This window comes from Streptomyces sp. NPDC006140 (assembly GCF_040628815.1).
Classification (GTDB): Bacteria; Actinomycetota; Actinomycetes; order Streptomycetales; family Streptomycetaceae; genus Streptomyces.
This window is the reverse complement of sequence record NZ_JBEXTS010000012.1, coordinates 1-22,908: the sequence shown is the minus strand read 5'-3', so window position 1 is coordinate 22,908 and position 22,908 is coordinate 1. Positions and strand designations below refer to the sequence as shown.

Genomic DNA, 22,908 nt, shown 5'->3' with positions numbered 1-22,908 from the left:
CCAGGCTCACGGGTCGGTTTGCGCACCTTGGGGGTGGTGTGCCCGGTCCGTGGCGTACGTCTAGTACGTCAGCCCGTACCCGATCGGGTACAGCACCTGCTCCGGATCATCCGCCCGCCGCACCGCCACCGGGAGCTTCCCGCGCGGCTCCACCCGCCCGGCGATCACCCGGGCGGCGGCCCGCAGTTCGACGTCGGTCCAGGAGTAGGCGGCCAGGCAGGCCGCGGCGGACGGCAACCGGGCCACGTCGTACGGGTTGCGGATCGCGACCGCCACGACCGGCCGCCCGGTCGCCGCGAGCTGCTCGACCAGTGTCTGCTGGGCGCTGCCCGCGCCGACGTTGTAGGTGGCGGCCACCACCGCGTCCGCGTCCCGCGCCGCCGCGACCGCCCGGGCGACGGTCGCCGCGGAGGGTGCCGTGCCGGTCGGCAGGGCGGTGGCGGTGAAGCCCAGTTCGGTCAGCGCGCCCGCGAGCACGCCGGTGGGCGGCCCGGTCGTCCCGGACGGCGAGGCCGGGTCGGCCCCGACCACGAGCACCTTGGGGTACCGGCGCCGGGACAGCGGCAGCAGCCGCCCCTCGTTGACGAGCAGTGTGGTCGTCCGCTCGGCGATCCGGTCGGCCGCCGCCAGATGCGCCCGGGTCCCGACGGTCCGGTCGACGCCGCCGTGGGTGACGTACGGCGAACGGAACAGCCCGAGCTTCGCCTTGAGCCGCAGGATCCGCAGGACCGAGGTGTCCAGCCGGGCTTCGGTCAGCTCGCCCCCGCGCACGGCGGCCAGGACGGCGTTCCAGGCGAGGTCCAGGTCGGGCGGGTTGAGGAGCTGGTCCACGCCCGCCTTCAGCGCGAGCACCGGCACCCGGTCGTCGCCGTACTTGGTCCGCACGCCCTCCATGCCGAGGGAGTCGGTGACCACGACCCCGTCGTAGCCGAGCTTCTCGCGCAGGATGCCGGTGAGGATCGGGCGGGAGAGGGTGGCCGGGTCGCCGGAGTCGTCCAGGGCGGGGACCATCAGGTGCGCGGTCATGATCGAGTCGATGCCGGCGGCGATGGCGGCCCGGAACGGCGGGGCGTCCAGCTTCTCCCACAGCTCCCGGCTGTGCGTGATGGTGGGGAAGCCGGTGTGGCTGTCGACGTTGGTGTCCCCGTGCCCGGGGAAGTGCTTGGCGGTCGCGGCGACCCCGGCCCCCTGGTACCCGGCGACCTCGGCGGCCACCAGCGCGGCCACGGCACGCGGTTCGGCGCCGAAGGACCGTACGCCGATGACCGGGTTGGCCGGGTTGACGTTCACGTCGGCGACGGGGGAGTAGTCCTGCCGGATGCCCATCGCGCGCAGCTCGGCGCCCGCGATCCGGCCCAGCGTCCGGGCGTCCCGCCGGGATCCGCCCGCGCCCAGGGCCATGGCGCCGGGGAAGAGCGTGGCGGGCTTGCCCACCCGGGCCACGATCCCGTGCTCCTGGTCGGTGGAGATCAGCACGGGCAGTCCGCGCGGCAGGTCCAGGGAGGCCCGCTGGATGCCGTTGGACAGGTCGGCGATCTGGTGCGGCTCGCGGGTGTTGTGCGCCCAGGCGAAGTAGATGATGCCGCCGACCCGGTACTTTGCGACCAGCTCGGCGGCCGTACGGACCCCGATCTCCTTGAGGTTGGCGTCGATGTCGGCCTGGTCGGGGGCGGTGGCGGAGTGGCCGTAGACCCGCATCACGAAGAGCTGCCCGACCTTCTCCTCCAGCGTCATGCGGGAGACGAGGGCGCGGAGCCGGCGGTCGTCCGGGGCGTCGGCGGCGGACGCGGGCCCGGCGGCCGCGAGGGCGGCGGTGAGGCCCGCGGTGGCGGCGAGGACGGTACGTCTGGAGGGCTGTGCGGTGTTTCCCGTGCTTCCCGTGCCGGTGTCGTGCACGTGGGCTCCTTCCGGAGGTGATCCGCTCGGATCCGCTGAAGGAAATCTGAAGGAAACTTCCAGGAGGTCAGCAATAACCGGGAAGTTTCTGCCAGTCAAGGGAATGCACAGTAACCGGGAAGGGGCCGCCACCGGCGCGGTTGGAGGGGGGCGCGCCGATGGCAGCGGGGCCGCCGGCCGCGGTACGGCGGAGAGGGTGGTCAGCGATCGCAGCCAGCAGCGAGGGCCGACACCGCACCGAGGTGACTCCCCGGCGGCCTGGGATTGGACGACGCGAGTCCGGCCCGGGTTCCCGACTCGGCCCGGATTTCCGGAAATCGGTACGCGAGAGGCTCCGGCGGCTCAACGGGGCGGGTGAGTTGCTGCTTTCGGCCACGGTTCACCCGGCGCCCGCCCGCGACGCGTCCGCCTCCCCGGGACGCTGGGTGTGGACCAGACGCCGGTAGTGCTCGCTGGTGGCGGCCAGGTGGGCGTGGCTGCCGGCGGCGACGACGCGGCCCTCGTCGAGCACGAGGACCAGGTCCGCGGCGCGGATCGTCGACATGCGGTGGGCGATCACCAGCAGGGTGCACTCCGCCGACACCTCGCGGATCGACCGGCGCAGCGCCTCCTCGCTGACGGCGTCCAGGTGCGCGGTCGGCTCGTCCAGCAGCAGCAGCCGGGGCCGGGCCAGCAGCGACCGGGCGATGGCGATCCGCTGGCGCTCCCCGCCGGACAGCGCCGTGCCGTGCTCCCCGGCGTCGGTGTCCAGACCCTGCGGCAGCCGTGCCACCAGATCCGTCAGATGCACCATGCCGACGACCCGCTCCACCTCCTCGGGCGGCGCGTCGGGAACGGCGTACGTCAGGTTCTCCCGCAGCGTCCCGTACAGCACCGGCGCCTGCTGCTCCACCAGGCCGACGCGGGCCCGGTGCGCCGCGCGGCCCACCGCCCGTACGTCCCGGCCGTCGAATTCGATCCGCCCCCGGTCGGGGTCGTAGAACCGCTCGACGAGCGCGAAGACGGTCGACTTCCCGACGCCGGAGCTGCCGATCAGGGCGACATGGGCGTGCTCGGGCACCTCGAAGGACACCCCGCGCAGCACGGGCCGGTCCGGTTCGTAGCCGAACCAGACGTCCCGGAACGCCAGCAGGGGCGGCCGGGCGGCACCGTCGGGGCGGGGCGCCGGCCGCCGGGGCGCCGTGTCCCGCTCGGTGGGCAGCGCCAGCACCTCGGTGATCCGGCGGTAGGCGCCCACGCCCTGCTGCATGGTGCTGACGGACTGGAACACGGTCCCGATCGGACCCACCAGATAGATCATGTACAGCAGGAAGGCGGCCAGATCCGCCAGCGACCCCTGCCGGTCGGCGACCCGCAGTCCGCCGATCAGCAGCACGACGATGAACGACCCCTTCACGGCCAGTTCGACGGCCGGGGCCACCACCGCGTCCAGCTTCGCCATCCGCACGCTCCCCGCGTACGCCGACCTGGCCCCGCCGCCGATGCGCTCCGACTCGCGCTGCTCGGCACGGCTGGCCCGGACGGTGCGGATGGCACCGAGCGCCCGCTCCAGGTCGGCGGTCATCGCCCCCGTGGCCCGCTGCGTGGCCAGGGACGCCGACGCGATGCCGCGCAGCACCGAGCCGACCAGGACCGTGCCCAGCGTCACCACGGCCAGCACGACGAGGAACATCGTCCAGTCCAGCCAGATCATCAGCGCCACGACCCCGGCCAGGCCGATCCCCCCGGTCACCGCGTCCGTGAACCCCTCGGCGACCAGCAGCCGCAGCGTGGTGCTGTCGGTGCTGACCCGGGAGATCAGGTCACCGACGCGATGCCGGTCGTAGGAGGCCATGGGCAGCCGCAGCACATGCCGGATCAGCCCGAGCCGGACGCCCAGCACCACGCCCTCGCCGGTGCGGGCCAGGACGTACTGGGCGAAGCCCTGCACCAGCGCCTGGGCCAGGAAGAACACCACGAGGAGACCGACGACCGGCCCGATCGCGCTCCCGGACGCGGCCGACTCGATGACCCGCCGCACCAGCAGCGGCTGGGCGAGACCGAGGCCCGTCGCGCCCAGCGTCAGCAGCACGGCGAGGGCGACCCGCCGGCGGTGGCCGCGCAGCAGGCGCAGGACGTCCCGGGGGCCCACCCGGTCACCCGCGGTCCTCCTCCCACGCCCGGCAGTCACGGCTGACGCTTCCTCCCACGCCCGGCGCTCACGGCCGGCGGGACCCGGCGTCCGCGTCCCGTCCGGCCCTCACCGCCGACCGGACCCGCTGTCCGTCCTCGGCGCACGCCACGGTGAACAGCGGCCGGAAGTAGCCGGGCGGGTACTCCTCGCCCACCGGCACCCCCTCCGCCTCCACCCAGGCGTGCGCGCCGAACGGCGGCAGCCGCCGCGCCCCCACGCACCAGGTGGGCCACCGGCCGCGCAGTCGGCACAGCAGGGCCGTGGCCAGGGACCGGGGCAGGCAGCCCTCCCGCCCCGCGCAGGCCAGGCTGACGGCGACCACGGCGTCCCGGGCCGCCCGCGTCTCCTCGACGGTGGCCGGGCGGGCACCCCGGCTGAGCCGCTCCAGCACGGTCCGTACACGCCGGGGCCGCCGGGTGGCCAGCAGCCGCGCGACGGCCACCACCAGCCGCACCTCCAGCCGCCGCCGCGGCGGCACCGCACGCGGCGCGTGCGCGACGACCTCCGGCGAGCTCATGACGACCGCCCACGCACGCCACGCCGGGTGTCCTCCTCCACCAGGCCCGCCGCCCGCAGTTCGCCGACCAGCTCCCGGACGTCCCGCCCGGCGCTGTCGGCGTCCACCTCGTACTCGGCGGTCAGCTCCCGCACGGCGTCCTCGGCGCCCCTGCCGTCCAGCAGGGCCCGCACGACGACGGCCGCGGTGGGATTGAGGGTCCAGTACTGGTCGCGGTCCTCGTCCAGCAGCGCGATCCCGTACTCGGTCTCGGCGGTGTACACACCCGCACGCAGCTTGAGCGTCATGACGTCTCCTTCGGACTCAGGACGGTACGGCCGCGGCGCCCTGCAGCGTGCGCAGCCAGAGCTCGCACGCCACCGTCTGGTACAGGGCGTCGAACTGCAGCGACGGCGGCAGCGGACGGCGGCACACCTCGCGCAGGGCGTCGGCGTCGACCAGGCCCAGCCGGGCCAGTCGCGAGTCCTCGCACAGGGCGAGCAGCCCGGCCCGGTTCTCCCGCAGCCCGGCCTCCACGTCGTGCGAGCCCTCGTCCTTGGTGTGCCGGGACAGGCTCCCCTCGGGCACCACACCCCGCATGGCCACGACGATCAGCGGCTTGTACCGCCAGGGCGTGACCCGGTCCTGCGGCCGCACCGCCAGGCCCGCCTCCACGACCCGGTCGTCGTAGTACGGGGCGGCGAGGCCCACCCCGAACCGCGCGGCCATCTGCCCCAGCTGCCGGACCATCCGGGAGGTGCTCCGCATCGCCTCCAGCTCCACGTGCTGCCCGCGCGTGGGGGCCAGCGGCTCCGCCGTCCGGGCCGCGTCGCGGATCACGTCCCGCACGGCCGCGACGGCGTCCCCGGTCGCCCACGGCGGCAGCCGCGGCGGCATCCCCCAGTCCAGGGTCGGGGTGTCCTCCGGGGGCGGTACGGCGGTGAGCTGCTCGGCGACCCGGGCGAGCCAGGCCCGGTAGGGGCTGCCGTCCCGCAGCTGCCGCAGCGTCTGCCGGTACGACCAGGGGCGCTGGGCGGCGAACCCGCGCACCCGCTGCCACGCCACGCGGGGGTGGCCGCGCAGCAGCGCGTGCAGATGCGCCGGCGAACCCGCGAGCAGCTCGTCCCCGCCGAACCCGGTCAGATGCAGCCGTGAGCCGCGCGCCGCGGCGGACCGCGGGATCACCAGCCACCCGCCGCGATGCACGACGGCCGGGCACGGCTCGTCGAACAGGTCGTCCGCCTCGTCCAGCCCGTCGTAGACCAACGGCACCTCGTCCCCGGCGAAGACATGGTGCTCGACGCCGTCCAGTCCGGCCACGGTACGGCGCGCCCAGGTCACGTCGTCGCTCATGGGGTCGCGGCCGTCGGCGGTGTAGGCGACGACCCGGGCGCTCCCGCCGGCCGCCAGGGCGCACACGGAGGTGGAGTCCAGCCCGCCCAGGTCGCAGCTCACCAGCCGGCGCCCCCGGACCCGGGCCGCCACGGCGGCGCCCAGCGCCTCCCGCAGCCTCGCCGCGCCCTCGGCCATCGGCACGACCGGCTCGGGCGGGCTCCACCACCTCAGCCGCCGCTCCCGGCCGTCCCGGTCGAGCAGCAGGCAGTGGCCGCCCGGCAGCACCTGCACGCCCTGCCACACGGGCAGGCCCGCCACCGGGTGCAGCGCGAACGAATTCAGCAGCCGGACCGCCAGCAGCCGCTCGTCGATGTGCGCGTCGAGCAGCCGGGCGAGGACATCGGCCCGGTCACCGGCCACCACCACGTCACCGACGCGGGCATGGAAAACGGGCCGCAGCCCGGTGACACTGCCCTGAACCCGTACACATCCGCCGGCGGAAACGACCAGATGGAAACTCCCGGCGAACGAACCGACCGCCCTGTCGCGGTCGGCGGCGGTACGCAGCCGCCCGGCGACCGCGCTCAGTTCCGCGCCGGTGACGGCGTGTTCACCGAGCACCGCGACGCGGGAGGGCCCGGCCGCGCCGACGGTCAGGGCCCCGTCGTCCCAGCGGCCGAGCAGCCAGGGCCGCCCCGACGCATGGCCGACCTCCCGCACGGCCCAGCGGCGCAGCGCGGCGCCGACCGGGGCGGCTTCGGCACGGTCGGGCAGGGCGACGAACCAGCCCGGGAGCGCGTCGGGGTCGGCGAAACGGTCCACGTGGACGCCCTCCTTGCTCCCGGGCCCGGTCGCTCCCCCAGGGGAAACGACCGACGCGTCACAGGCTGAACCTCAGGCGGATGAGCCGCTCGGGCCCTCTGTTCGTGCCGAGGCCGGTGGCGCGGAAAGTGCCGACCGCAGTCAGCGTCGGACGCTCGTACGCACGCATTTCGTGCACCCCCTTTCCGTTTTCAGTCCTCCGGTATTTCGGGTGCCGATGAAACGCGGCATTCGCGATCCAACTTCTCTTTCCAGCCTAGACTTTGACGGGCCGAATTGCCCACTCGAGCCGTGAACCGCCGTTTCGTATTCAATTGTTGACGGCGTCGTTTTGTTGACGGGATCGTCAGAATGCGGGTCGATTACGCCGATTCGTTGAGCAGCCGGCTCAGGTGCTCACGCCCCGGGCCCAGCAGATCGGGCAGCGGCGCCGCGCCCTCGTACCAGCGCTTCTCGTACTCCCAGCACAGCCAGCCGTCCCAGCCGTGCCGGGAGAGGACTTCCACGCACTCGGCCAGGGGCAGGACGCCCTCGCCGAGGGGCAGCGGGGTCGTGTCCTCGGCGGAGGCGATGTCCTTGACCTGGACGTAGCCGAGGTGGGGGGAGAGGGCCGCGTAGGTCTCCGAGGGCTGCTCACCGCCCAGCCAGGTGTGCATGACGTCCCAGAGCGCGCCGACCTGACGGTGGCCGACGAGCCCGAGGACGCGCATGGCGTCGGCGGCGGTGCGGTGCGAGTCGTGGGTCTCCAGGAGCACGCGCACGTTGCGGTCGCCCGCGTACTCGGCGGCCGTGCCCAGGCGGCGGGCGGCCGTCGCGTCCGCCTCCTCAGGGGTCTGGACGTCCAGGTCGCCGCCGGGGAAGACGCGGACGTACGGGGCACCGAGGTCGTGGGCCAGGTCGAGGAGGGCGCGGATCTCGGCCAGGACGGGCTCGTCGTCGCCCGGGGCGGCGACCCGCGCGTATCCCGCGAGGCCCAGGATCTCTACGCCCGCCCCTTTGAACTCGGCCGCCACCTCGGCCCGCCGATCCGGATCGAGGCCGGTGTGGACCGGCTCCTCGGGGTGGGTGCGCAACTCGACGCCGTGATAGCCGTGCGTACTGGCGAGCCGCAGCACGTCGGACAGGGGCAGGCCGGGGACACCGAGGGTGGAGAACGCCAGCTTCATGTGGACGGACCCTACCCGGCGTCCCCGCCCGCGACTCCCTTTCGTCGGTCGGGTGTTGCGTGAAGATCCAGTCGCCAGTCCTGGCCGGTCAGGTCCCGGCCGAAGGAGTGGTGCGGTTTCTCGGCGACCAGGACGAAGCCGTGGCGCCGGTAGATGCGGCGGGCCGCGGCGAGGACGTCGTTGGTCCACAGCACGACCTCGCGGTAGCCGGCCTCGCGGGCGAAGTCGACGACGGCCTCCACCAGCCGGTCGCCGATGCCGAGCCCCCGCGCGTGCGGCTCGACGAGCAGCAGGCGCAGGCGCGCGGCCCCGGGCGCCTCGTCCCGTACGCACATCACGCACCCCACCGGCCGGCCGTCCAGCTCGGCGATCCACGTCCGCTCCAGGTGGGGGTCGTGGTCCTCGGCGTAGTCGGCGACGATCCTCGCGACCAGCCCCTCGTAGTCGGCGTTCCAGCCGTACTCGGCGGCGTACAGCGCGGCGTTGCGCTGCACGATCCAGCCGAGGTCGCCGGGGGCGGGCTCGCGCAGGGCGACGTCCTCGGGGCGCGGGGCCCGGCCGCCGCCGAGAATCGCCCGGACGGTCCCCAGCGCCTTCGCCAGCCGCGGCCGGTCCGCCGCCCGCACGGTGTCCAGCAGCGCCTCGACCGACTCCCGCGCCCGCTCGTCGAGGAGCGCGGCGACCTCCCGGCCGCGGGTGGTGAGCGTGATCCGGCGACGGCGCGGATCCGTCTCGGACGGGCCGCGCTCGATCAGCCCGTCCTTCTCGAACCGGTTCAGGATGCGGCTCAGGTATCCGGCGTCCAGGTGCAACTGGGCCCGCAGGTCGGCGGCGTCCGTGCGCGGCGCGTGGGCCAGCTCGTAGATCACCCGGGACTCGGTGAGGGTGTAGGGGGCGTACAGCTGACGGCCGTAGTCGAGGGCGCCGATGACGTTCGTGTAGAAGCGGTTGAAGGAGCGGATGTCCTGGACGGTCACGACCACCACCCCGGTCCTTGACTGAGTCAGAGGTTCCGATGGGGTGAGCCTAGGCCGCCCAGGTCGCCGGGACTACCCCTCGCTCGCCGCCGGCCGGTACACGCACACCTGTGCCCCGGTCTTGGCGGTGGTCGTCGAGACCAGCTCCATCGGGCGCTTCGCCCCGTCCCCGGGGAAGATCGTCTTGCCGCCGCCGAGGAGCACCGGCATGACGACGAGCTGGAGCTCGTCCACCAGGCCCTCGGACAGCAGCGTCCGCACGAGCGTCGGGCTGCCCATCATCGCGAGGTCGCCGCCCTCGCTCGCGCGCAGCTCCCGGATCCGGGCCACGGCCCGGTCGCCGGGGATCAGCGAGGAGTTGTTCCAGGTGAGGTCGTCCTCGCCGAGCGTGCTGGACACCACGTACTTCTTCAGGGAGTTCATCCGGTCCGCGAACGGGTCCCCGTCCCGCTCCGGCCAGGCCGCCGCCATCGTCTGCCACGTCCGCCGCCCGAACAGCAGCGCCTCGGCTCTGCCCAGCCCCGCGTCGAAGGCGCCGCCCAGCACCTCCTCGTCGAAGTAGGGGTGCGACCACCCGCCGTGCGCGAAGCCCCCGTCGGTGTCCTCCTCCGGCCCGCCCGGGGCCTGCACCACACCGTCCAGGCTGATGAACTCGGTGACGACGATACGCATGGGACTCACTCCGCTTTCTCGCACAGGCGATGAGGACATTCGATACGGCACTGCAGACCGGTCTGCGACGCGAAACTCATCGCCCCGGCCGCGAACCCGCCCCTCACGCCCGGGGCCACCCCCCGCACCGCTCGGGCAGGGGCAATAGCGTCCGGCCCATGGTCTCCTCGAAGACGACGGCGGTGTACGACGAACACGCCGACCGGTACAACGAGTTGATGTCCCCGGAGGCCGGCGGCGACTACCTCCGGCACGTCCACGCCACCCTCCGCGACCTGCTGGGCCCCGGCGACGGAGCCACCTGCCTCGACGTCTGCTGCGGCACCGGCGCCCACGCCGCCACCCTCACCGCCCTCGGCTGGTCACCCGTCGGCGCGGACCTCTCCCGCAACCAGCTGCGGCACGCCGCCCGGCGCCTCCCCGTGGCCGTGGCCGACGCCACCGCCCTCCCCCTGGCCACCGGCTCCCTCCCGGCCGCCGTATGCGTCCTGGCCGGCACGGACGTACCCGACTACCCCGCCGCGCTCCGCGAGATCGCCCGCGCCCTGGCCCCCTCCTGGAACACCACCGGCGTACGCGCCCGCCTCGGCGCCTGGCACATCCCGCTCGCCGAACTCCTCAACGGGGCGACGGCGGCGGACCTGAGCATCGAACGGACGGCGGAGGCGGGCCGGGAGGGGGTGCCGGAACTCTTCGGATTCACGGCGACGCTCGGCCGGGAAGCGTCGCCGGCCACCCCCGTCACGTGACCTGAAGTCCGAACAACTCCGCCGCGTTGTCGTGGCACACGGCCCGCAGCCACTCCTCTCCGAGGCCCAGCCGTTCCAGGGCGTCGAGCTGGTGCAGGTAGCGGTAGGGGATGTTGGGGAAGTCCGAGCCGAGCAGCACGCGGTCGCCGAGTGCGGCGAGCCGGGGCAGGGCGCGGCGCGGGAACGGCATGAGCCCCTCGGCGAAATCGGTGAACGCCATCGTCGTGTCCAGCCGCACCTCGTCGTACCGCTCGGCGAGGCCGAAGAACTCCTCGTACTCGGGCATGCCCATGTGCGCGACGATCAGCCGGAGCCCCGGATGCCGCGCCAGCACCCGCGCGATGGGCTCGGGGCCGGTGTGCTTGCCGGGCGCGGGCCCGGAGCCGCAGTGCACCACCACGGGGATCCCGGCCTCGGCCAGCAGCCCCCACACCGGCTGGAGGAACTCGTCGGCCGGGTCGTACGCCCCCACCTGCACATGCGCCTTGAACACGCGCGCGCCCGCTTCGACGGCCTCACGGACGTACGACCCGGCGTCCGGCTCGGGAAAGAAGGTGGCGGTGTGCAGGCAGTCGGGGGTGCGCCGGGCGAAGTCGACCGCCCAGCCGTTGAGCCACGCGGCCATGCCGGGTTTGTGCGGGTAGAGCATCGCGGTGAACGCCCGCACACCGAACTCCCGCAGCAGAGCGGCTCGCTCGGCCTCCGCCGTCCGGTACGTGATCGGCCACTCCAGCCCACCGACCAGCGGACCGTTGGTGTCGAAGTACTCCCAGACCTTGCGCAGGACCCGCTCGGGCATGAAGTGCGTGTGGACGTCGACCAGCCCCGGAACCCCGAGCCGCCCCCAGAACCGCCGCACGTCACGGACCTCCTCGGAGTCGCCGGACAGGGCGTGTGGCTCGCTCATACGGCTCCCTGCCCCGACCATCTCCTCACCCACCGCCGCCACCGCCTCCATGCCGATCAGCCCCACCCAGCCCGTCCGGGTTCGATAACGACGGCGCTCAGCCCCACCCCAGCCCGTCCGGCGCTTGAGGACGAGGCCGTTCAGGCCGAAGCGGGGCCTGGGGGCGGCAGCCCCCAGCACGGCCCGGGCAGCAACGCCCAGAACTACGAAACCCCCGGCACTACGAAACCCCCGGCACTACGAAACCCCCAGCACTACGAAACCCGCGGCACCCCGGAGGACCCCCGCACCATCAACTCCCCCCGCACCGACGCGATGCCCCCCGGCGGCGCCTCCTCCCGCCCCATGGCGATCCGCCCGGCCCGAGCCCCGGCCTCCGCCAACGGCAACCGCACCGTCGTCAGCGAAGGCACCGCGTCGATGCTGAACGGCAGATCGTCGAACCCGGCCACCGACACGTCCTCCGGAATCCGCAGCCCGGAGTCCCGCAGCGCCGCACACGCCCCCAGCGCGACGGAGTCGTTCGCCGCGACGACCGCCGTCAGCGACGGATCCCGCCGCAGCAGCTCCAGCGTCGCCTCGTACCCGGAGCGGCGGTCGTACCGCCCGTGCACGGTCCACCGGGGGTCCTCCTCGATCCCGTGCGCGGCCAGCGCCGCCCGGTGCCCCTCCAGCCGGTGCCGCGTCGTCGTCCGCTCCTCCGGTCCCGCGATGTACCCGAGCCGCCGGTGCCCGAGCCCGATGAGGTGCTCGGTCAGCTCCTGCCCGCCCCCGCGGTTGTCGAAGGTCAGCGCGATCGCTCCGGTCCCCGGCGCCGGCGGACGCCCGCACAGCACGACCCGCGTCCCGGCGTCCGCCAGCTTCCGCACCTTCGCGTCCATCGCCGCCTGGTGCGCCGCGTCCTCGATCGCGCCGCCGGTGAGCACCACGGCCGCCGCCCGCTGCCGCTGCAGCAGCGTGAGGTACGTCAGCTCCCGCTCCGGCGAGCCGCCCGTGTTGCAGACCACCGCGAGTCTCTCCCCGCCCGCACGGCCGCCCGGCCCGCCGATCTCGGCCTGGATCGCGCTCGCCATGATCCCGAAGAACGGGTCGGCGATGTCGTTCACCAGGATCCCGACCAGGTCGGAGGTGGCGGCGGCCAGGGCGCTCGCGGGCCCGTTGAGCACGTAGTCCAGCTCGTCCACGGCCTTCAGCACCCGCTCCCGGGTGGAGGCGGCCACGGGGTAGTTCCCGTTCAGCACGCGCGACACCGTCGCGGGGGAGACCTGTGCGCGGGCCGCCACATCCGCCAGGGTCACCGTCATCTCGTCGTCCTCCGGTCGCGCATCTCGTCGTCCGCCCTCCTACACACCCATACCTATGACCATGGTTCCGCTGGTTCCGACGGACCTATGGCCATGGTTTGAGCAGACCTTAAGCCCCCGAGCCCCGGTTGTTCGCCCCCTCGAACAACTCGTCCTGGTCACGGTCTTGTCCGGACCGCGGTTCAGAGGCTAGCTTCTCCGTATATAGAAAGCGCTTGCTGTAACGCTCACCAGTCCACAGGACGGCTCACCGGCCCCCGGTGACGGGTGGGGCGTACGCGGCGCGACGACCGCGTACGAAGGGAACGACGTGACACGCAAGACGGTGCGTATCGCCATGAACGGCGTCACCGGGCGCATGGGCTACCGCCAGCACCTGGTCCGCTCCATCCTGGCCCTGCGCGAGCAGGGCGGCCTCGACCTCGGCGACGGCACCGTGCTGTGGCCCGAGCCGATCCTGGTCGGCCGCCGCGAGCACGCGCTCAGGGCGCTGGCGGAGCAGCACGGGCTGGAGCACGTCTCGACCGACCTGGACGCGGTCCTCGCCGACGAGACGGTGGACATCTACTTCGACGCGCAGGTCACCTCCGCCCGTGAGGAGGCGCTCAAGAAGGCCATCGCCGCCGGCAAGCACATCTACACCGAGAAGCCGACCGCCACCGGCCTGGAAGGCGCCCTCGACCTCGCCCGCCTGGCCCATGAGGCCGGCATCAAGCACGGCGTCGTCCAGGACAAGCTCTTCCTCCCCGGCCTGCTGAAGCTGAAGCGCCTCATCGACGGCGGCTTCTTCGGCCGGATCCTGTCGGTGCGCGGCGAGTTCGGCTACTGGGTCTTCGAGGGCGACTGGCAGGCCGCCCAGCGCCCGTCCTGGAACTACCGGGCCGAGGACGGCGGCGGCATCGTCGTCGACATGTTCCCGCACTGGGAGTACGTGCTGCACGAGCTGTTCGGCCGCGTGAAGTCCGTCCAGGCCATCGCCACCACCCACATCCCGGAGCGCTGGGACGAGAACGGCAAGCCCTACGACGCGACGGCCGACGACGCCGCGTACGGCATCTTCGAGCTCGACGGCGGCGCCATCGCCCAGATCAACTCCTCCTGGGCGGTCCGCGTCAACCGCGACGAGCTGGTGGAGTTCCAGGTCGACGGCACGGAGGGCTCGGCGGTGGCCGGGCTCAGGAACTGCCGCGTCCAGCACCGTTCGGCGACGCCCAAGCCGGTCTGGAACCCGGACATCCCCGTCACGGAGGTCTTCCGCGACCAGTGGCAGGAGGTCCCCGACAACCAGGACTTCGACAACGGCTTCAAGGCCCAGTGGGAGCTGTTCCTCAAGCACGTCTACGCCGACGCGCCCTACCACTGGGACCTGCTGGCCGGTGCCCGCGGTGTCCAGCTCGCCGAGCTGGGCCTGAAGTCCTCGGCCGAGGGCCGCCGCCTCGACGTACCGGAGATCTCGCTGTGACCATCCGACTCCCGGACAGCGGCGGGGCGCTGCGGACGTACGAGCCCCGCACCGAGCCCCTCGCCGTGACCCCCGGCACCCCCTTCACCTCCCGCACGGTCTTCTCGGCGGCGCACGTCGTCGCCGACCCGTACGCGGACGTGTCCCCCGACTCGCCCGCCGCCGTCGACTGGGACGCCACCCTCGCCTTCCGCCGCCACCTGTGGTCGCACGGTCTGGGCGTCGCCGAGGCCATGGACACCGCCCAGCGCGGCATGGGCCTGGACTGGGCGGGCGCGGCGGAACTGATCCGCCGCTCGGCGGCCGAGGCGAAGTCGGTCGGCGGCCTGATCGCCTGCGGCGTGGGCACCGACCAGCTCGCCGCGGGCACGCTCGCCGAGGTGCGCACGGCCTACGAGGAGCAGCTCGCGGTCGTCGAGGAGTCCGGCGCGCAGGCCATCCTGATGGCGTCCCGGGCGCTCGCGGCGGCCGCCTCCGGCCCCGAGGACTACCTGGAGGTCTACGGCCACCTGCTGCGCCAGGCCGCCGAGCCGGTGATCCTGCACTGGCTGGGCCCGATGTTCGACCCGGCGCTGGAAGGCTACTGGGGCTCGTCCGACCTGGACGCGGCGACGGACACCTTCCTGGAGGTGATCTCGGCGCACCCCGACAAGGTCGACGGCATCAAGGTCTCGCTGCTGGACGCCCAGCGGGAGATCGACATCCGCCGCCGGCTTCCGCAGGGCGTGCGCTGCTACACCGGCGACGACTTCAACTACCCGGAGCTGATCGCCGGCGACGACCAGGGCTTCAGCCACGCCCTGCTCGGCATCTTCGACCCGCTGGGCCCGCTGGCGGCCGAGGCGGTCCGGGTCCTGGACACGGGCGACGTGAAGGGCTTCCGGGGACTGCTGGACCCCACGGTCGAGCTGTCCCGCCACCTCTTCCAGACCCCCACCCGCTTCTACAAGACGGGCGTGGTCTTCCTCGCCTGGCTCGCGGGCCACCAGTCCCACTTCACGATGGTCGGCGGCCTCCAGTCGGCCCGCTCCCTCCCGCACTTCGCGAAGGCCTACGAACTCGCCGACGGCCTCGGCCTGTTCCCCGACCCGAAGCTGGCGGAGGAGCGCATGAAGACCCTGCTGAGCGTGTACGGGGTGAACCAGTGAGCACCACCGGGCTGGACCGCTTCTCCATCAACCAGATGACGGTGAAGCAGCTGTCGATGCCGGAACTGGTCGACGGCTGCGGCCGGCTGGGCATCCGCAACATCGGCCTGTGGCGCGAGCCGGTGCAGTCGTACGGCCTGGAGGCCACGGCGAAGCTGGTCCGGGACGCGGGGCTGACGGTGACGACGCTGTGCCGGGGCGGCTTCTTCACGGCGATCGACCCGGGGGAGCGGGCCGAGGCCCTGGCCGACAACCGCCGCGCGATCGACGAGGCGGCCACGCTCGGCACGGACACCCTGGTCCTGGTCTCGGGCGGCCTCCCGGCGGGCTCCAAGGACCTGCACGGGGCGCGGGAGCGCATCGCGGACGCCCTGGCGGAACTGGGCCCGTACGCGGAGCGGCACGGCGTCCGCCTCGCGATCGAGCCGCTGCACCCCATGTACGCCTCGGACCGCTGCGTGGTGTCGACGCTGGCCCAGGCCCTCGACCTGGCGGAGCGCTTCCCGGCGCACCAGGTCGGCGTCACGGTCGACACGTACCACATCTGGTGGGACGACACGGCACCCGCGCAGATCGCCCGGGCGGGCGAGGGCGGCCGCATCCACACCTTCCAGCTCGCCGACTGGACGACCCCCCTCCCGGAGGGCGTGCTGACCGGCCGCGGCCAGATCGGTGACGGCGCGATCGACATGCGCGAGTGGCAGGGTTACGTGGAGGCCGCCGGCTACACCGGCGCGATCGAGGTCGAGCTGTTCAACGACGGGTTGTGGGCCCGGGACGGCCAGGAGGTCCTGGCGGAGACGGCGGCGCGGTTCGTCGAGCACACCCGCTAGCACCAGGCGCGCTGCCCTGTCCCCTGGCTGTCCGGGGGCGGGGCAGCGGCCGCTGCCCCGAACCGGGTCAGCTGCCGCCAGGCTTGCTGAACTCCTCGATGAGCACGGGATACTGCTCCCTGCCGTGCCCGGCGGCGATCGCACGGTCGGCCATCGCCTTGATCAGCTTGGGCAGTTCGGCGTTGACCCCCACCGCCTCGCTCTCCTCGACCAGGTGGGCCATGGCACGCGCGTCGGTCTCCAGCGCAGACACCTCGGCCGGGAAGGAACCGCTGTCGATCTGCTCGGCGTACCCCGGGAGCCACTCGGCCACGCCGGCGGCGATCTGCCGGGCGAACGGCGCGAACGTCCCGGCGTCGACACCGGCCGTCCTGAGCAGCGCCGTGCCCTGGAGCCATGCGTTGAGCACGCTCCACATCATGGCCAGACCGGCCACGTCGTACAGGGACGCGAGCCCGTGGTCCGCACCGAGGTGGGTGACGGTGCCGAGCGCGCCGAGCACGGACTCGTACTCCTCGAAGTCCGCCCGGGCGCCGCTGTGCAGGATCACCGCCTCGGCGGTCCCGATCGCCGGCGGCACGGCCATGATGGCGCCGTCCAGGTAACGGGCGCCGCGCTGCTCCGCCCATCGGGCGGTCTCCCGGGCCTGGGCCGAGTCGCCCGAGGTCAGGTTGACCAGCATCGCGCCGTCCAGAGAGACCCCGTCCACGCCGAGCAGTTCGCGCACGGCCTGGTAGTCGGTGAGGCAGACGACCGTCAGAGCACCCGCCTGGATCGCGTCACCGACCGAAGGGGCGAGCCGCGCGCCCTCGGCCACCAGCCGCTCGGCCTTGGACGCCGTACGGTTCCACACGGTCGTCGGATGCCCGGCCCGCAGGAACGCCCCGGCGAGCGCCTGCCCCATCAGCCCAAGTCCGACCACAGATACGTGAGTTGGGGATGTGCTGTCCTTGTCCATGACAGCATCGTCAACGTTGAGACCGGTGTGAAGGTCAAGGGGGGTTTCCGATGCGGATCGGGGAACTGAGCCGACGGACGGGCGTCAACGCCCACCAGCTGCGTTACTACGAGGCCCAGGGGCTGCTGGAGGCGGACCGCGGCGCGAACGGCTACCGCGAGTACGACGACAACGCCGTACTGCGGGTGAAACAGATCCGGCACCTGCTGGGCGCGGGCCTGTCCTCCGAGGACATCGCGTACGTACTGCCCTGCGCGGTCGGCGAGACCCCGACCCTGCCCGGCTGCCCGGAACTACTGACCGCGATGCGCACCCGCCTACGACGCCTCGACGACCAGATGCAACGGCTCACCCAGTCCCGCGACGCCCTCACCGCGTACATCGAGGCGGCGGAGCGCGTGGGCGAGCACTACCCGCCCTTCGACGGCACGGAATGGACCGCCGTTCCAGCGTGATCCGACACCTTTCACACCTCGAGGTACCGTCCACCGCCTGTGAGGCCGCACTGCGACCTTCACGTACGGCTGCCAGACATCGCGGCACGCGTCAAAGGCTGTTGGTCATGTTAGGTCCGGAGCCTTCGTCGTACGGCTCGGGACTTGCGATTCCCGACGTTGCGCAGATCGGCGCCCGTGAACCACAACTCCGAGGGCAGCCCCGCTGTCAGCCCCGCGATCGGTCACGCAGGGCAGCGAGAGCGACGGTGCGCGGTTCGCACGCCGGAGCCACCCGGCCTGCGCTCGTGTCAGCCGTCGTCGACACCTCGGCCAGAGCCGCCGACGGAGACAACCCCCGGTCGTGCGCGGACCGCAGGCGCTCCAGCCAGGCCAACCCGGCGTGGTACGTGGCGTCGTCGCCGACCTCAAGCGGTTCAAAACTCGCCGCGTTCTCCTCGTCGGACGCCCACAGATGTCCGACGATCCCGCGCTCATCCTGTACGGGGACATACCGCACGTCTCCCTCAGCGGTACGCCGGTACCCGATCCTCCCGAACCCAGGAGTCTGCGTGAACGCCCTGTACCGGTAAGGGATCTCGAAGCTCTCCCAGACGTCCAGAGCGTGCCGTCCTGGTCGAAGAAGTTCTCGGCGCCGGTTTCACTCGGCCGCGCGAAGTAGGTCGGGTCGTCCGGATCGGTCTCGGTTCCAAAGACCTCGGCGATATCCCGAAGCGCCGCGGCCAATCGGGGACCGTTCGCTGCGTACACCTCTGGCTGGGGCCGCCCCCGGAGGTCATACGGAAGCCAGTGAACAGTGTGCGTCACCAATTCCACGCTGATGTGATCGAGCAGGGTCGAGGCTCCCAGCCGTAAGAGGTCGGCCTTCTCACGGCCACCGCCTCTGATCACTACTTCGCCGAGGCCGTCGGCGTCCGCGTACACGGACCCGATCTCCCCCGGGCGCCTGCCCGCTTCGACTTCCTCAGCCATGCTCTTCGCGACATCCGCAGGAGCCCACGTATCCTCCGGCTCGAAGTCTTCCCGGAAGAGGTAACTGTTCTTCCTGCCCGCCTCGTGAACGGACACAGACACACGCGGGGCGCCGATCACGAGCCTGTGCCTGCTCAGAACCGCGTACGCCGTGAACAGTTCACTCAAGCAGGCAGCGACACTGCCGCCTCCCTCACGCTCACGTCCCCAGGTCCAACGGGCGACGGCCGTGGTCGCTTTCCCTTGCTCAGACAGAACAGTCCTCCACGTCCGGAGCGTCGACCCCACTCAGGAACCGTGAGAACGCGTCGTACTCGTCCGCTCCCAGGAAATACCCCCCGGTGTGGTGCAGATGGAACCAACGCCCGGTCTCGTCCACCAGAAGGAGGCCGAACTCGGATTCCTCGAATCCGATGGGAAAGAGCCCCACTCCGATACCGGCCGCCAGCTCCTGAATGAGAGCAGCATCGCCTTCGTAGCCGATCGTCGGTTTCATCAGCCATGTCTCCGCCGCCTTCGGATGCGGGAGGCGCAGCAGGCCATAGGCGTGGACGACCCGGGTGGCCGCCGGGGAAGGAGACAGGGCGACACCCTGCCGCTCGGCATCCCGCACCCGTATCTCGACAAGCTCCGCCGCGCGATCTCCGAGATCCCGGCCAGGAGCCCAGCCGTTCGAGATCAGCCAAGCCATCACTTGTGGCGTCGGCTGCTGGGAAGCCATGGCTGCGTATGACCTCAAGTACCCTCCATCGCCAATCACTTCACGGAAGTTCCGGAAAAGACTCGCGCGGTTCTTCCAGCGCACGCTCACCCGGTTCGGCCGCCACAAGACCGCGTGCAGCGTTCGAAGCCCAGTCTGTATCGATACGGCGAGCCGCAGAAACCACCAAGGCCAGCTGAAGACCGAGATCGTACGAGTGTCGCTCGTGCTCCAGCCTCGTGATACCGCGCCCCACCGTGCCTTTGATCACCGACAGAGAGGCCACGACGAGATCCTCACGCAGCAGGGAGCTGATGTGCCGACCGAATTGAACCGAGTCGACCACTCCGAACAACGCCTCCGCAGCCCGTACGCGCTCGGCACCGGTGCCGCGTTCGTCCTCCATGTCCACGCTGTCGCCCACAGCGTCTGCCAACACGCCGAAGGTGTCGTCCTCACCGTTCAGCCTGTCGTACGAGGCACCCCGCCAGGCGACTGCTCCGGGTGAATGAGCGGCAGCAACCACTTCTTCGTACCCGACGGCGTCACCCCAGCGGGTCAGCGCGACGCACGCCAGGAAACGCCCGGCCGGGTCCTCACCCGAATCCCGCAGCACTTGCCTGAGGGCCTCGGAGCGATCCCTGTAACCGCCGTCGAGGCCATCGCTGATGACGTCGTCGGGATCGGCTGGCATTCCGTCAAAGTCCACGAAGAGCAGCTCAGCAACTCGGGCGCTGGGCTCCCATGAATCAAGACTGTCGGGCACTTTGTACTCCAACTCCGCTGGATCTGTTCAAGGCGCCAGATCTCGACGCCGTTGACTTTGCCAGCCGCGATGTCAGCCTACGCCCGGCCGATGCGAGCGCGCGGTCGAGTCTCACAAGCGAGGGCGGATTTCCTTGGCGATTTCCATGAGACTCGACAAGTCCTCAGCCGGCATGGCGTGGCCAAAGGACCTGATCCGCTCCAAAAACTCGTGCGGCAGACAGATGTGATGGGTTCTCACGTAGAACCAGAGATCTCCTCGCCACACCCATTCTCCATCCGAGTAGATGGAGTCAGCCCCCGTGATCGTCTCGTCGGAACCTAGAACGTCCTCGGAGGAACCCATGACGCTGAAAAGGTCATACCCGGACAGCAAATACTGGACAATCTCTCGCTCATCTATGTATGCGGCATCCGCAATGAAATCCCGCACACTCCCTCTGGGTATCCCAAAAGAAGGCGACCATAGCTCGTGAAAGTGATCCGCAATCTTCATGAGAAGTCTTTTGGCCGTGTAGATCTCTTGCTGGTTCCGCCCCTTGAGGTCGTACGGCAGCCCTCGCCATCGGCACCCTGAAGATCCTCGGAGCCGACAACATCGCCAAGACCACCCGCGCCATCCGCCACGAACCCGAACGAGCACTCGCCATCCTGGGTATCACCAACATCGGACCCGGACACTCATGGAACTTGACCAAGCCCTGCCGCGGCCCGGGTCCACAACGGGCCGCCGATCATCAGCTCCTCGGGCGAGCAGTCCGCCATCGCCTGAAAGAGCGTGCCCCGTTCCACATCACTGATCAGCTCCTGCGGAACCGGCCGCCGTGTGCGCCGCACCGCCAACGCCTCCCGCCCGCCGCCGCGGTAGGCCCGCCACCAGCTACCCACCGACCGCTCGCTGACCCCGAACATCCCGGCCGCCTGCCGGTACGTACGCACCGTGCCCGATTCCAGCGCGGCCACCACCCGCAGCCGCACCACCTCCCGTGCGACGGGCGGCAGCCGACGCGCGTCCTCAACCTCGATCACACCCGGTCAACGAGCAGGCAACTCAACCATTCCGGCTCAATAATTGCGGTTCGTGCGTTCCCAGGAGCGGGTGGGGCGGCCTTCCTCATCCCACTCGTAGTCGGCAATAGGAACTTTTCCGTCCTCACTATTGATCATGTGCTTTGCTAGGACTCCGTTTGGGTGCCAGCGCTTGAATTCTCCTGAAACGAACCCCATGCGCATCATGCCCTCGGCCCGGAGTGTGCCGTCCTTGTACCACTCACGATAGGGGCCGTCCTTAAGTCCGTCCGTGTAAGTTGCAAGGCTCACCAAATGCCCAGCCAAGTACTCCACGGCCTCCCCTGTGTAGGGCTGCCCGGCATAGAGCAACCGGTGATCGAAGCCGATGTCGACCTCGTCGTCGTCAATGTCAATACGTTGCATTTTCACTACCACGGAAGCTTGTTCTGGGCGTTGGGAGGGAATCCGGTGAAGCGCCCGAAGGAACTCGGCACTTCGTGCAGCATGTTGGCGCAATTCGCACAGAAAGGTGCTGCCTTCGGCGGTACGGGGATCTCCAAGTCGAAGTCCTTTTTGAACGGGAACCACACGGAAGCGCGCAGTTCACTTAGAGCACTCGGGCCATCGGGGAGGCCCAGCTTCCGACGCTCCCACAGTAGCCGGTTCGCGGCCTTCACCTCAGCGTGCTGCAGGATCGGTGCGGGGTGAGGCGGATTGGATTCGATTGCCTCGTAACGCTCAGCGAGCGTCGGATGAAGGTCATCGAGCGGGATCAAGGCATCAGCAGGCCCGTTGATACCTTCGTAGACAAGGCCGGTGCGTGTATCTATCACCGAACCGACGCAGGCCCCCGTCTGCGTCTTTGGGAACGTTCCATCATTCTTGGCTTGCATATAGATGTCGACTCGATCTCTGGAAAGAGACTGAATGAACTTTTCGACCGGGCGGCCATCTACATGGGTGATGAGGCCATTGGCGGTTTCGACTCGGGAAGGGTCCATTTGCCCCAGGAACTTGTCTCCGGGACCGACCCCAGGCAGGCTTCCTTCGTGTACCAGGGCGTCCGTCGGGTCGTACCCGTCCGGATAACCAGGGCTATGTGGAGCGTCAGGAGACGCGGAGCCGTGATCCTGGTGACCCGCGCCATCGCCACCATGGTTGGCTACAGGGTGGCTGTCTCCAGGAAGTCCCCCATCGTGGTTGCCGCTGTGGGCGTCCTGGTGATGGACGGTTGGGTGGTCACTGAGGCCATTGGGTGACGGTTCATGGCGGGGAGAGGAAGTATGGCCGTTGTCGCCAGCCCCATGGTGAGCATCTGAGTGTCCACCCGTGTGACTGGCTGGCGGTCCATGGCTGGCAGATGGTCCTTGAGTAACGTCGTCGGCCCTACCGCTGGGCAGGTTGTCGCCTGCGTGACCAGTCGGAAGATGGTCGCCAGCTCCGCCGCTTGGCAGATCTCCACCTGCGTGGACGGATGACATGTCGCTGCTTGCCTGGACGGTCGGTGTGGCGGGTACGTCGTCGTTGACCCGGCCGACGTCGTCGAGGCTGTTGCCCAGGCGCTGGCCGGCTTGGCCGGCTTGTTCGGCGGTGTGGGTGCCGGCGCCGACCAGGGCGGGTTGCTGGGCGGGGGAGTCGACGCGTGGGGTGTCCGCACCCGAGGCCGGGCCGGCCGGGGTGTCGGGCATGTGGGGCTGGTCGACGACGTCGCCGGGGCCGTCGGCGGATTTCTGCAGGACGTTGCCGTGCTCGTCGAGGATGTTGCCGTCGGGATCGTAGTAGCGGGCCGGGGCGCCGTCCTCGGTGGGGAGTTTCGTGGTGCCTTCGGGCAGGACCGGGGCGTCGTCGGGCAGCCGGACGTTGCCGTCGGGCAGTTTCGTCGCCCCGTCCGGCAGGGCCGCGCCCTCGGGCAGTTGCACGGTGCCGTCGGGGAGCTTGACCGTGCCTTCGGGCAGGGTGACGGCGTTCTCGGGCAGGGCCGGGATGTCGATGTTGCCCACGCCACGCAGGTTCTTGGTGATGTCGCCGATCTTCGACAAACCGGCGCCCGCGCCCTTGGCGATGTAGGTCATCGGGTCGATGACCCGGCCGGCCTTGCCCGCCACCG

Annotated in this window: 22 protein-coding genes and 1 pseudogene; 5 read left to right on the top strand and 18 right to left on the bottom strand. The window is 71.1% G+C overall.

What is annotated here, in order from left to right:
- Nucleotides 1-60 precede the first annotated feature (60 nt).
- The 9 genes from ABZ386_RS28095 to ABZ386_RS28055 all read right to left on the bottom strand — a co-directional run bounded on the left by ABZ386_RS28095 (nucleotide 61) and on the right by ABZ386_RS28055 (nucleotide 9,537).
- Nucleotides 61-1,896: a glycoside hydrolase family 3 protein gene (locus ABZ386_RS28095; RefSeq protein WP_355723942.1), complete on the bottom strand. Its 1,836-nt coding sequence runs from the start codon at nucleotides 1,894-1,896 to the stop codon at nucleotides 61-63.
- 379 nt (nucleotides 1,897-2,275) lie between these two features.
- Nucleotides 2,276-4,066 (bottom strand): ABC transporter ATP-binding protein, encoded by a 1,791-nt coding sequence (locus ABZ386_RS28090; RefSeq protein WP_356500939.1) that lies wholly within the window; start codon nucleotides 4,064-4,066, stop codon nucleotides 2,276-2,278.
- Between the two features lie 28 nt (nucleotides 4,067-4,094).
- The gene (locus ABZ386_RS28085) at nucleotides 4,095-4,586 is read right to left on the bottom strand and encodes a lasso peptide biosynthesis B2 protein (RefSeq protein WP_358966350.1); all 492 of its coding nucleotides are present in this window, start codon (nucleotides 4,584-4,586) and stop codon (nucleotides 4,095-4,097) included.
- Nucleotides 4,583-4,873 carry a lasso peptide biosynthesis PqqD family chaperone gene (locus tag ABZ386_RS28080; protein WP_351341676.1) on the bottom strand — a complete coding sequence of 97 codons (291 nt, stop codon included), beginning with the start codon at nucleotides 4,871-4,873 and terminating at the stop codon, nucleotides 4,583-4,585. Before ABZ386_RS28080 ends, ABZ386_RS28085 begins: the two co-directional genes overlap by 4 nt.
- Nucleotides 4,874-4,889: 16 nt before the next feature.
- Nucleotides 4,890-6,722 carry a lasso peptide isopeptide bond-forming cyclase gene (locus tag ABZ386_RS28075; RefSeq protein ID WP_358966347.1) on the bottom strand — a complete coding sequence of 611 codons (1,833 nt, stop codon included), beginning with the start codon at nucleotides 6,720-6,722 and terminating at the stop codon, nucleotides 4,890-4,892.
- 58 nt (nucleotides 6,723-6,780) lie between these two features.
- Complete coding sequence (locus ABZ386_RS28070) at nucleotides 6,781-6,891, bottom strand: keywimysin-related RiPP (protein ID WP_351341670.1); 111 nt, start codon at nucleotides 6,889-6,891, stop codon at nucleotides 6,781-6,783.
- A gap of 193 nt (nucleotides 6,892-7,084) precedes the next feature.
- Nucleotides 7,085-7,888, bottom strand: a complete 804-nt coding sequence (locus ABZ386_RS28065) for a sugar phosphate isomerase/epimerase family protein (protein WP_355723954.1) — start codon at nucleotides 7,886-7,888, stop codon at nucleotides 7,085-7,087.
- Nucleotides 7,889-7,899: 11 nt separating this feature from the next.
- Nucleotides 7,900-8,865 carry a bifunctional helix-turn-helix transcriptional regulator/GNAT family N-acetyltransferase gene (locus ABZ386_RS28060; protein ID WP_351341665.1) on the bottom strand — a complete coding sequence of 322 codons (966 nt, stop codon included), beginning with the start codon at nucleotides 8,863-8,865 and terminating at the stop codon, nucleotides 7,900-7,902.
- 72 nt (nucleotides 8,866-8,937) lie between these two features.
- Nucleotides 8,938-9,537 carry a dihydrofolate reductase family protein gene (locus tag ABZ386_RS28055; RefSeq protein WP_351341662.1) on the bottom strand — a complete coding sequence of 200 codons (600 nt, stop codon included), beginning with the start codon at nucleotides 9,535-9,537 and terminating at the stop codon, nucleotides 8,938-8,940.
- Between the two features lie 158 nt (nucleotides 9,538-9,695).
- Here ABZ386_RS28055 and ABZ386_RS28050 point away from each other — a divergent pair, with 158 nt between their 5' ends.
- Nucleotides 9,696-10,286 (top strand): class I SAM-dependent methyltransferase, encoded by a 591-nt coding sequence (locus ABZ386_RS28050; RefSeq protein WP_358966344.1) that lies wholly within the window; start codon nucleotides 9,696-9,698, stop codon nucleotides 10,284-10,286.
- Here ABZ386_RS28050 and ABZ386_RS28045 read toward each other — a convergent pair.
- Together ABZ386_RS28045 and ABZ386_RS28040 are read right to left on the bottom strand one after the other, a co-directional pair.
- Nucleotides 10,279-11,193, bottom strand: a complete 915-nt coding sequence (locus ABZ386_RS28045) for an amidohydrolase family protein (RefSeq protein WP_358966341.1) — start codon at nucleotides 11,191-11,193, stop codon at nucleotides 10,279-10,281. The genes ABZ386_RS28050 and ABZ386_RS28045 overlap by 8 nt on opposite strands.
- A 254-nt stretch (nucleotides 11,194-11,447) precedes the next feature.
- Nucleotides 11,448-12,497, bottom strand: a complete 1,050-nt coding sequence (locus ABZ386_RS28040; protein WP_351341654.1) for a LacI family DNA-binding transcriptional regulator — start codon at nucleotides 12,495-12,497, stop codon at nucleotides 11,448-11,450.
- A 310-nt stretch (nucleotides 12,498-12,807) separates the two neighbouring features.
- Here ABZ386_RS28040 and ABZ386_RS28035 point away from each other — a divergent pair, with 310 nt between their 5' ends.
- Genes ABZ386_RS28035 through ABZ386_RS28025 form a run of 3 tightly spaced genes read left to right on the top strand, consistent with a single transcriptional unit; the run spans nucleotide 12,808 to nucleotide 15,940 of the window.
- Nucleotides 12,808-13,959, top strand: a complete 1,152-nt coding sequence (locus ABZ386_RS28035) for a Gfo/Idh/MocA family oxidoreductase (RefSeq protein WP_355726048.1) — start codon at nucleotides 12,808-12,810, stop codon at nucleotides 13,957-13,959.
- A complete protein-coding gene (locus ABZ386_RS28030; RefSeq protein WP_351341649.1) occupies nucleotides 13,956-15,107 on the top strand; it encodes a dihydrodipicolinate synthase family protein in 1,152 nt (383 codons plus the stop codon). The genes ABZ386_RS28035 and ABZ386_RS28030 overlap by 4 nt, the downstream gene beginning before the upstream one ends.
- Nucleotides 15,104-15,940: a sugar phosphate isomerase/epimerase family protein gene (locus ABZ386_RS28025; RefSeq protein WP_358966338.1), complete on the top strand. Its 837-nt coding sequence runs from the start codon at nucleotides 15,104-15,106 to the stop codon at nucleotides 15,938-15,940. Before ABZ386_RS28030 ends, ABZ386_RS28025 begins: the two co-directional genes overlap by 4 nt.
- A 67-nt stretch (nucleotides 15,941-16,007) precedes the next feature.
- Here the strand turns inward: ABZ386_RS28025 and ABZ386_RS28020 are convergent, their stop codons facing one another.
- On the bottom strand, nucleotides 16,008-16,898 hold the full coding sequence (locus ABZ386_RS28020; protein WP_358966335.1) for an NAD(P)-binding domain-containing protein: 891 nt from the start codon (nucleotides 16,896-16,898) through the stop codon (nucleotides 16,008-16,010).
- A 50-nt stretch (nucleotides 16,899-16,948) separates the two neighbouring features.
- Between ABZ386_RS28020 and ABZ386_RS28015 the strand changes: the two genes are divergently transcribed.
- Nucleotides 16,949-17,353 (top strand): MerR family transcriptional regulator, encoded by a 405-nt coding sequence (locus tag ABZ386_RS28015; RefSeq protein WP_356500928.1) that lies wholly within the window; start codon nucleotides 16,949-16,951, stop codon nucleotides 17,351-17,353.
- A gap of 1,219 nt (nucleotides 17,354-18,572) precedes the next feature.
- Here the strand turns inward: ABZ386_RS28015 and ABZ386_RS28010 are convergent.
- The 6 genes and pseudogenes from ABZ386_RS28010 to ABZ386_RS27985 all read right to left on the bottom strand — a co-directional run.
- Nucleotides 18,573-19,046 carry an SUKH-3 domain-containing protein gene (locus tag ABZ386_RS28010; RefSeq protein WP_358966332.1) on the bottom strand — a complete coding sequence of 158 codons (474 nt, stop codon included), beginning with the start codon at nucleotides 19,044-19,046 and terminating at the stop codon, nucleotides 18,573-18,575.
- Between the two features lie 40 nt (nucleotides 19,047-19,086).
- Nucleotides 19,087-19,791, bottom strand: coding sequence for a hypothetical protein (locus ABZ386_RS28005; protein ID WP_358966329.1), 705 nt, complete (start codon nucleotides 19,789-19,791; stop codon nucleotides 19,087-19,089).
- A 111-nt stretch (nucleotides 19,792-19,902) separates the two neighbouring features.
- Nucleotides 19,903-20,286 (bottom strand): hypothetical protein, encoded by a 384-nt coding sequence (locus ABZ386_RS28000; protein WP_358966327.1) that lies wholly within the window; start codon nucleotides 20,284-20,286, stop codon nucleotides 19,903-19,905.
- Between the two features lie 185 nt (nucleotides 20,287-20,471).
- Nucleotides 20,472-20,819 (bottom strand): helix-turn-helix domain-containing protein, encoded by a 348-nt coding sequence (locus tag ABZ386_RS27995; protein WP_356500919.1) that lies wholly within the window; start codon nucleotides 20,817-20,819, stop codon nucleotides 20,472-20,474.
- A 36-nt stretch (nucleotides 20,820-20,855) separates the two neighbouring features.
- The gene (locus ABZ386_RS27990) at nucleotides 20,856-21,224 is read right to left on the bottom strand and encodes a hypothetical protein (RefSeq protein ID WP_355725903.1); all 369 of its coding nucleotides are present in this window, start codon (nucleotides 21,222-21,224) and stop codon (nucleotides 20,856-20,858) included.
- A 5-nt stretch (nucleotides 21,225-21,229) separates the two neighbouring features.
- A pseudogene (locus ABZ386_RS27985) lies at nucleotides 21,230-22,908 on the bottom strand (hypothetical protein); the annotation flags it as partial.

Bases quoted from the DNA above. Each gene is read 5' to 3' on its own strand.
- ABZ386_RS28085 (WP_358966350.1), bottom strand. From the start codon at position 4,586: ATGAGCTCGCCGGAGGTCGTCGCGCACGCGCCGCGTGCGGTGCCGCCG.
- ABZ386_RS28080 (WP_351341676.1), bottom strand. From the start codon at position 4,873: ATGACGCTCAAGCTGCGTGCGGGTGTGTACACCGCCGAGACCGAGTAC.
- ABZ386_RS28070 (WP_351341670.1), bottom strand. From the start codon at position 6,891: ATGCGTGCGTACGAGCGTCCGACGCTGACTGCGGTCGGCACTTTCCGC.
- ABZ386_RS28065 (WP_355723954.1), bottom strand. From the start codon at position 7,888: ATGAAGCTGGCGTTCTCCACCCTCGGTGTCCCCGGCCTGCCCCTGTCC.
- ABZ386_RS28055 (WP_351341662.1), bottom strand. From the start codon at position 9,537: ATGCGTATCGTCGTCACCGAGTTCATCAGCCTGGACGGTGTGGTGCAG.
- ABZ386_RS28050 (WP_358966344.1), top strand. From the start codon at position 9,696: ATGGTCTCCTCGAAGACGACGGCGGTGTACGACGAACACGCCGACCGG.
- ABZ386_RS28045 (WP_358966341.1), bottom strand. From the start codon at position 11,193: ATGAGCGAGCCACACGCCCTGTCCGGCGACTCCGAGGAGGTCCGTGAC.
- ABZ386_RS28040 (WP_351341654.1), bottom strand. From the start codon at position 12,497: ATGACGGTGACCCTGGCGGATGTGGCGGCCCGCGCACAGGTCTCCCCC.
- ABZ386_RS28020 (WP_358966335.1), bottom strand. From the start codon at position 16,898: ATGGACAAGGACAGCACATCCCCAACTCACGTATCTGTGGTCGGACTT.
- ABZ386_RS28015 (WP_356500928.1), top strand. From the start codon at position 16,949: ATGCGGATCGGGGAACTGAGCCGACGGACGGGCGTCAACGCCCACCAG.
- ABZ386_RS28010 (WP_358966332.1), bottom strand. From the start codon at position 19,046: ATGGCTTCCCAGCAGCCGACGCCACAAGTGATGGCTTGGCTGATCTCG.
- ABZ386_RS28000 (WP_358966327.1), bottom strand. From the start codon at position 20,286: ATGAAGATTGCGGATCACTTTCACGAGCTATGGTCGCCTTCTTTTGGG.
- ABZ386_RS27990 (WP_355725903.1), bottom strand. From the start codon at position 21,224: ATGCAACGTATTGACATTGACGACGACGAGGTCGACATCGGCTTCGAT.